Genomic DNA, 7,919 nt, shown 5'->3' on the forward strand with positions numbered 1-7,919 from the left:
GCAAACTGCGGTCAGCCATTGTGTGGTCTCCTCTCGCGATGCAATCACATTTATCGCGATGCATACCCAGTTGTAAACCATTAAGCTGTGTGTTACCTTTCCGCAATCCCCGTTTTGGGGGGTAACTCTCAGGTTCGACGGGAAATGAGCTCGCTGGCGATGTCCGCACGGTCCGTGACCAGTCCATTCACGCCGAGATCGAGCAGATGTTCCATATCGGCGACCTCATTGACCGTCCAGACGTGAACCTCAACACCAACCGCCTGCACCGCGCGCACGAAGCGGGGGGTGACGATACGCAGAACGCCGGACGTGGGCGGAACCTGCACGGCGGAGATTCCCGACAGAGTGTGCCTGAGAGTACTCCGGGGCGCGAATGTAGCCGCGACAAGCGCCTTCAGTACTCCGGCGGATGATGCGGATGTCGCGACCCCAGGCAGGAGGTCGACGGCGCGTCGTCGGCGGGATTCGGAGAACGACGTGATCAGCACACGCGGCGTGGCTCGGGCGGCAAGAACGGCGCGCACGGTGGGGTCGACCGCCGAATCGGCTTTGATGTCGATATTGAACAGAGCCTCCGGGAAGGCGTCCAGAGCCTCGGCGAGGGAGGGAACGCCCTGTCCGTGGCCGAGATCGACGCGCGTGAGTTCCCGGACGGTGAGTTGGTCGATTCGCACGTCTCGCCCCAGCCGGGCCAGGTCCGCATCATGACTGATGACCGCGACCGCGTCCAGGCTTGCGTGCACGTCTGTTTCTAGATGGGTCGCGCCATTCGACAGAGCGGCGAGGAACGCCAGGAGGGTATTCTCCGGCGCGTCAATCGCCAATCCCCTGTGCGCAATAACCCGGGATCCCGGTCGGGCGAGAAAGACGGAGGGGCGACGGTCAGGCACCCGCTAGCCCTGGGTCGGTGCGGGGTTGGCAGGAGTGGTCCCGTCGCCGCCCTTGCTGCCGAAGGCGGTTCCGATACCCTTCATCGCCTCCGTGAGTTCGCTCGGCACAATCCAGAGCTTGTTCGCGCTTCCCTCGGCGAGCTTGGGCAGGGTGAGCAGATACTGGTACGCGAGGAGCTTCGGATCGGCGTCGCCGTCGTGGATGGCCTTGAAGACGGTGGTGATCGCTTCGGCCTCGCCCTGGGCACGCAGGACCGCAGCCTTGGCGAATCCTTCCGCTTCCAGGATCGAGGCCTGCCGCGCACCTTCGGCCGTCAGGATTGCGGACTGTTTCGTTCCCTCCGCAGTCAGGATCAGCGCGCGGCGGTCACGTTCGGCACGCATCTGCTTCTCCATGGAGTCCTGGATGGAGATGGGTGGGTCGATCGCCTTGAGTTCCACCCGTCCCACCCGGATGCCCCATTTGCCGGTCGCCTCGTCGAGCACAATGCGCAGCTGGCCGTTGATATTGTCTCGGCTGGTGAGAGCCTCTTCGAGGTTGAGCCCACCGACGACGTTTCGTAACGTGGTCGTGGTGAGCTGTTCGACAGCACCGAGGTAGTTGTTGATTTCGTACGTCGCGGCACGAGCATCCGTGACTTGAAAATAAACGACCGTGTCGATGGACACGACGAGGTTGTCTTCGGTGATGACCGGCTGTGGCGGGAAGGACACCACCTGTTCGCGCATGTCGATCAGTGGGCGGAGTCGGTCGATAAAGGGAATCAGGATGTTCAGGCCCGGCATGAGCGTCTTGTGGTACCGGCCCAGCCTCTCCACGACACCGGCACTCGCCTGGGGAATGATCCGGATGGACTTCGCGAGCGTCACGATGACGGTGACGACGAGAGCCACGATCACGATGATCACGATCACTTGGGTGATGATCGATGCGGAATCGGTCATGAAGCAGTCCTTTCAGCGGGGGTGACCACGGCGGTCGCCCCGTCTATTGCAGTGACAACGATCCGTTCCCCGGGCTCGATCACACGTTGCGGAACGTCGGGGGACAGGCGAGCGGTCCAGGTCTCACCGTTGGCGAGCCGGACGAGTCCGCCGGCGGCTTCGAGCGACTTCACGACGCTACCGCTCAGGCCCAGCAGGGCGTCCACGTTGGTCTTGGTCGGATCGCCTCCGCGCTTGAGAATGCGGAGGAGCGGAGGCTTGATCCCGAACAGCAGAACGAGCGCGAGAGCGGCGGCGATCACGAGCTGCAGCCACCAGGGTGCACCGAGCAATCCGGACACCAGACCCCCGATGCTCCCGAGCGCGATCATCAGGAATGTGAGTTCGAGCGTCACCATTTCTAAGGTGATGAAGAGCAGGATCAGCACCAGCCAAACGATCCATGCATAATCTGCGATGAATGCGTCCACATGGCCCCCTTCCGAAGGGTTCTCCTATTGAAACTAGCAGGTAGGAGGCTGGTTTTTGCTGTGCGGTTGATAGTCTCAGAGTCGAGCAGGCTGCCCGCGAGAGGGAGCGTGCCATCTTTTTGAGGAGCATGCGTGACCAATCCACTTGCAGCAGGATCACTTGACGGCAAGCGTGTCCTTGTCACCGGATCATCGCGAGGTATCGGCGCGGATACGGTCGGCTACTTTGCCGAGGCAGGCGCCCGCGTCGTCATCAATTACCGCAACAAAGCGGCCAGGGCGAACAAGCTCGCGGACTCCATTCGGGCCAGCGGCGGAACGGCCATCACGGTCGGTGCCGATCTCACTGATCCGGCGTCCGTGGCCGCCATGTTCGACACCATCAGTGCCGAATACGGGGGACTCGACATCCTCGTGATGAATGCTTCCGGCGGCATGGAGAGCGGTATGGCGGAGGATTACGCCATGCTCCTCAACCGCGATGCCCAGATCAACCTGCTGACGACCGCTCTTCCCGTCCTCGAAGACACGGCCCGCGTCGTGTTCGTCACGAGCCACCAGGCGCACTTTATTGACACCACGCCGACAATGCCGGAGTACGAACCCGTTGCCCGCAGCAAGCGCGCCGGGGAAGATGCTCTCCGGTCCCTCATCCCGCAGCTCGAGGACGCCGGCATCGGCTTCGTCGTCGTCTCCGGCGACATGATCGAAGGAACGATCACCGCGACCCTCTTGGAACGCTCGAACCCCGGTGCGCTCGGTCTCCGCAAGGAAGCCGCGGGTCGTCTCTACAACGTGAGCGAATTCGCGGCCGAAATCGTTCAGGCGGCGGTTGACCCCGTGCCGGAGAACAACACGCGCTATGTCGGTGACGTCACCGGTTTCACCGCCGTGTAGCCGTGAAAGCTCACGACATTGCCGTGCTGTGGTCTGTTTCTCGTCCGTCAATCCATCCGGATCGGTCTCGGGCGGTGGTGTCCGTCCAGCGGCCTGATTTGGATTCCGACGATTACGTGGGTCAGCTCTGGTCCGTCGCCGTACGGAGTGACGACGAGCCTCGTCGGGTGACGCGCGGCCATAACGACTCGCTGCCGAGGTTCTCACCCGATGGGCGACTCCTGGGCTTTGTGCGCCGCGGTCCAGTCGGTCGAGGCCAGGTCTATGTGGTCGATGCCGTGGGTGGGGAACCCGTGCAGGTGACGGATGCGCCGTTGGGCGTCAGTGAATTCCGGTGGCGTCCGGGATCCCACGATATTGTCTTCCTTGCCCGGGTACCGGAAAGTGGCCGATACGGCACCATTCCCGGGGTGACCGCTGAAGCTGAGCCGGCCCGCCGAATCCTCACGCGGCGCTACCGTGCAAACGGGGTCGGCTACACCACCGATCGGCGCACGCATGTGTTCGTCGTGACCGCCCCGAACGTGTGGGCGGAGCCAGGGTCCGCCATCGCGGCGGCCGCACTCGGTTCGGATTCCTCGCATTCGGGCATGACCATCCCCGAAGCCCGGCAGCTCAGCACGGGGGAGTACGACCATGCCGGCCTCGCGATATCGCCGGACGGCGCCACCGTGCTCACGGTGTCCGCGCGTCACGCCCGCCGCGACGAGGACCTCTGTTCCGAGGTCTGGAGGTTTGCGCTGGGGCCCGCCGCTGAACCCGTACGCGTGCTCGATGCGCGATCCCACCTGGCTGTCTCGTCCGTGGGGTGGGTATCTGCAGACAGCATGGGTTTCCTGGCAACCGACGTCGGTGAGAGCGGCAGGGATTTTGTCGCCCGGAATACCTCCGCCTATCTGCTGGATATGGGATCGGGCGGCGGCGTTCGTCGGCTGACCGATCCGGAGACGGTCGATCTCGACCCGAGCGGAGGCCTCAGCGCGATGGACGGCGGGCTCATTCTCGCGCACAGGACGATACGCGGGCGAGTAGAACTCGTGAGCATCGATCCGGACAGGGCCGACGATGCCATCGTGTCCTCGATTCTGCCGGGGTCGCTCGTTGCATCTGCCCACGATGTGGTCGGTGACACCGTGATCGTCGCGGTACAGCACGCCCGGTCGTCGGGCGAGCTCATGCTTGCGGGATCCGAACCGAGAATTCTGACGGATTTTTCCGCAGAGCTGAGGGAACGTGGCCTGTCGACTCCCGTGGAGACTGTGTTCGCGGCCGGGGACGGCCACGCCGTGCACGGCTGGATCCTCACCCCGGAAGGCCCGGGGCCGCATCCGGTTCTGCTCACCATTCACGGGGGACCGTTCGCCCAGTACACCGTGGCGATTCTCGACGAGGCACAGGTGTACGTCGACGCGGGCTACGCCGTCGTTCTCTGCAATCCGCGTGGGTCGGCCGGCTACGGTCAGGCTCACGGACGTGCGATCCGCCAGGCCATGGGCACGGTCGATATGACCGACGTCCTGGATTTCTTTGACGGCGCGTTGGCATCGTCCGACGCACTCGATCCGGCTCGGGTGGGCATCATGGGTGGTTCGTACGGCGGCTACCTGACGGCCTGGACTATCGCGCATGACCATCGCTTCGCCGCTTCCATCGTCGAGCGCGGATTCCTGGACCCGGAGGCCTTTGTCGGCACCTCCGACATCGGCGACTTCTTCGGCGAAGAATATGTCGGTCGTGAGCCGGAACAGGTGACCAGACAAAGCCCTCAGGCCGTCGTCGGTCGGGTCACGACACCGACGCTGGTCCTGCACTCCGAGCAGGACTACCGGTGCCCGCTCTCGCAGGCCGAGCGATACTATGCCGCGCTCACCCGGGTCGGCGTCCCCACCGAACTCGTCATCTTTCCGGGGGAGAACCACGAGCTGAGCCGCACGGGGCGTCCACGGCACCGGCTGCAGCGATTTGAGATGATTCTCGAGTGGTGGGCGCGTCACCTGCCCACGGGCGCCAACAGCCACCCTGACTCCGTGACGGCGACGCGATGAGCGCACCGCGCAGCTCGGACAGTCACGATGTGATCCGCGTGCAGGGCGCGCGTGAGAACAATCTCAAAGACATCTCCATCGACATTCCCAAGCGTCGTCTCACGGTGTTCACGGGCGTTTCCGGTTCTGGCAAAAGTTCGCTCGTGTTCGGCACAATTGCCGCAGAGTCGCAGCGGATGATCAACGAAACCTACAGCGCGTTCGTGCAGGGCTTCATGCCGACGCTGGCGCGGCCGGACGTCGATGTGCTCAGCGGCCTGACGACCGCGATCATCGTGGACCAGGAGCGGATGGGCGCGAACGCGCGTTCCACCGTCGGCACGGCCACCGACGCCAATGCCCTGCTCCGCATTCTGTTCAGCCGGCTCGGCCAGCCGCACATCGGCTCGCCCCAGGCCTATTCCTTCAACGTCGCGTCGATCAGCGGTTCCGGCGCCGTATCAATGGAGCGCGGGGGACGGACTGTCAAGGAACGTCGGACGTTCAGCATCACCGGGGGAATGTGTTCCCGCTGCGAGGGGCGCGGATCCGTGACCGACATCGACCTGACCGCCCTCTACGACGACAGCAAGTCCCTCAACGACGGCGCGCTCACGATCCCGGGCTACAGCATGGATGGCTGGTTCGGTCGCATCTTCACCGGATGCGGATTCTTCGACCCGAGCAAGCCCATCAGCGCCTTCACCACGAAGGAAATGCATGATCTGCTGCACAAGGAGCCGACGAAGATCACGGTCGGTGGCATCAACCTCACGTATGAGGGACTCATCCCCAAGCTCCAGAAGTCCATGCTTTCCAAGGATATCGACGCGCTGCAGCCGCACATCCGGGCCTTCGTGGAGAGGGCCGTGACCTTCACCGTGTGCCCCGAGTGCCAGGGCACTCGTCTCAACGAGGGCGCACGGTCATCAACGATTGCCGGGAGGAGCATCGCTGACGCGTGCGCGATGCAGATCAGCGACCTCGCCGGCTGGGTGCGGACAGTGCACGAACCCGGTGTCGCGCCGTTGCTGGGGGCGCTTCAGGACACACTGAATTCCTTCGTGGAGATCGGACTGGGCTACCTGTCCCTCGACCGACCCTCGGGCACCCTGTCGGGCGGGGAATCGCAACGCACGAAGATGATTCGACACCTCGGGTCGTCCCTCACCGACGTCACCTACGTTTTTGACGAGCCGTCCATCGGCCTGCACCCGCACGACATCCAGCGCATGAACACCCTGCTTCTGCAGCTGCGAGACAAGGGCAACACGGTGCTCGTCGTGGAACATAAACCCGAAATGATCGTGATCGCGGATCATGTTGTCGACCTCGGCCCCGGAGCCGGCTTTGCCGGTGGTGAGCTCGTCTTCGAGGGGACCGTGGAGGGGCTCCGCGCCAGCGGCACGTTGACCGGGCGTCACCTTGACGACAGGGCATCGCTGAAACCGTCCGTTCGCGCCGCCTCGGGGATGATGGCGGTACGCGGGGCCGATACGCACAACCTGAACAATGTCGATGTGGATATTCCGCTGGGCGTGCTGACCGTGCTGACCGGTGTCGCCGGCTCGGGGAAAAGCTCCCTGATTCAGGGCTCCGTGTCCGGTGGGGAGGGGGTCGTGACCGTCGATCAGGGCGCAATCACAGGGTCTCGGCGGAGCAACCCGGCCACGTACACGGGGATGCTCGATCCCATTCGCAAGGCATTTGCGAAGGCCAACGGCGTGAAACCGGCGCTGTTCAGCTCAAACTCTGAGGGCGCGTGTGCCAACTGTAATGGGGCCGGCGTGATCTACACCGACCTGGGCATCATGGCGGGCGTGGCGACCGAGTGTGAGGTCTGCGAGGGCAAGCGATTCGAGGCGTCCGTGCTCGAGTATCGTCTGGGTGGGCACGATATCAGCGAGGTGCTGAGGATGTCGGTCACCGAGGCCGAGGCGTTCTTCCGGGTGGGGGAGGCGCGCATACCGGCCGCCCATGCCGTGCTGCTCCGACTCGTTGATGTCGGCCTTGGCTATCTCAGCCTGGGACAGCCGCTTCCGACGCTGTCCGGTGGCGAGCGGCAGCGGCTGAAGCTCGCGACGTTCATGGCCGAGAAAGGCGATGTCTACGTTCTGGACGAGCCGACCGCCGGCCTCCACCTCGCCGACGTGGAAAATCTGCTTGGGCTGCTGGACCGGCTTGTCGACTCCGGAAAGTCCGTCATCGTCATCGAGCACCATCAGGCCGTGATGGCCCACGCCGATTGGATCATCGACCTGGGACCCGGCGCTGGCCATGACGGCGGACGGCTCGTCTTTGAGGGAACACCGACCGACCTTGTCGCGGATCGATCCACCATCACGGGCCAGCATCTGGCGACCTACGTCGGTGCCTGAACATGGGCGCACATCATGGCGCAGGCGAGTTCACCGACAGTGATGAGCTCGCCTGACGGTCGTGACCGATAATGCACATTATGTCAATAGGAGTAGGTATTATTCCAACAGATGCACGATTTGGCCCTCCTCGCCCTTCGGCATCGTGTGATTATCCAGTGGCGGCGGAAACTGGCTCTTGATCAGCATTTCCCCGGCGCGGCTGACGTGATCCAGTTGGCGCGCATGATGCTGAGGCGATGTGTTCCTCGTGGGTTGAAGTCACATTGTGCTCCGTGTTTGTGCGGATCATGCAACTGGTGCAAGAATCAA

The 7,919-nt window shown here is 63.6% G+C and carries 6 protein-coding genes; 3 read left to right on the plus strand and 3 right to left on the minus strand.

From position 1 onward, the window contains the following. Positions 1–128: 128 nt before the first annotated feature. From JF66_RS09795 to JF66_RS09805, 3 genes are read right to left on the minus strand one after another with little or no spacing between them, the layout of a single operon-like run. Positions 129–893: a glycerophosphodiester phosphodiesterase family protein gene (locus JF66_RS09795; RefSeq protein WP_035877434.1), complete on the minus strand. Its 765-nt coding sequence runs from the start codon at positions 891–893 to the stop codon at positions 129–131. A gap of 3 nt (positions 894–896) precedes the next feature. After that, complete coding sequence (locus tag JF66_RS09800) at positions 897–1,838, minus strand: SPFH domain-containing protein (RefSeq protein WP_035877435.1); 942 nt, start codon at positions 1,836–1,838, stop codon at positions 897–899. Beyond that, positions 1,835–2,308, minus strand: coding sequence for an NfeD family protein (locus JF66_RS09805; protein WP_035877436.1), 474 nt, complete (start codon positions 2,306–2,308; stop codon positions 1,835–1,837). The genes JF66_RS09800 and JF66_RS09805 overlap by 4 nt, the downstream gene beginning before the upstream one ends. 132 nt (positions 2,309–2,440) lie before the next feature. Between JF66_RS09805 and JF66_RS09810 the strand changes: the two genes are divergently transcribed. From JF66_RS09810 to JF66_RS09820, 3 genes are all read left to right on the plus strand, one after another. Next, positions 2,441–3,205 carry an SDR family oxidoreductase gene (locus JF66_RS09810; RefSeq protein ID WP_035877437.1) on the plus strand — a complete coding sequence of 255 codons (765 nt, stop codon included), beginning with the start codon at positions 2,441–2,443 and terminating at the stop codon, positions 3,203–3,205. 167 nt (positions 3,206–3,372) lie between these two features. Continuing rightward, positions 3,373–5,250 (plus strand): prolyl oligopeptidase family serine peptidase, encoded by a 1,878-nt coding sequence (locus tag JF66_RS09815; RefSeq protein WP_369797988.1) that lies wholly within the window; start codon positions 3,373–3,375, stop codon positions 5,248–5,250. Then, positions 5,247–7,607 (plus strand): excinuclease ABC subunit UvrA, encoded by a 2,361-nt coding sequence (locus JF66_RS09820; RefSeq protein ID WP_035877439.1) that lies wholly within the window; start codon positions 5,247–5,249, stop codon positions 7,605–7,607. Before JF66_RS09815 ends, JF66_RS09820 begins: the two co-directional genes overlap by 4 nt. The last annotated feature ends 312 nt before the right edge of the window (positions 7,608–7,919 follow it).

The organism is Cryobacterium sp. MLB-32 (assembly GCF_000738085.1).
Classification (GTDB): domain Bacteria; phylum Actinomycetota; class Actinomycetes; order Actinomycetales; family Microbacteriaceae; genus Cryobacterium.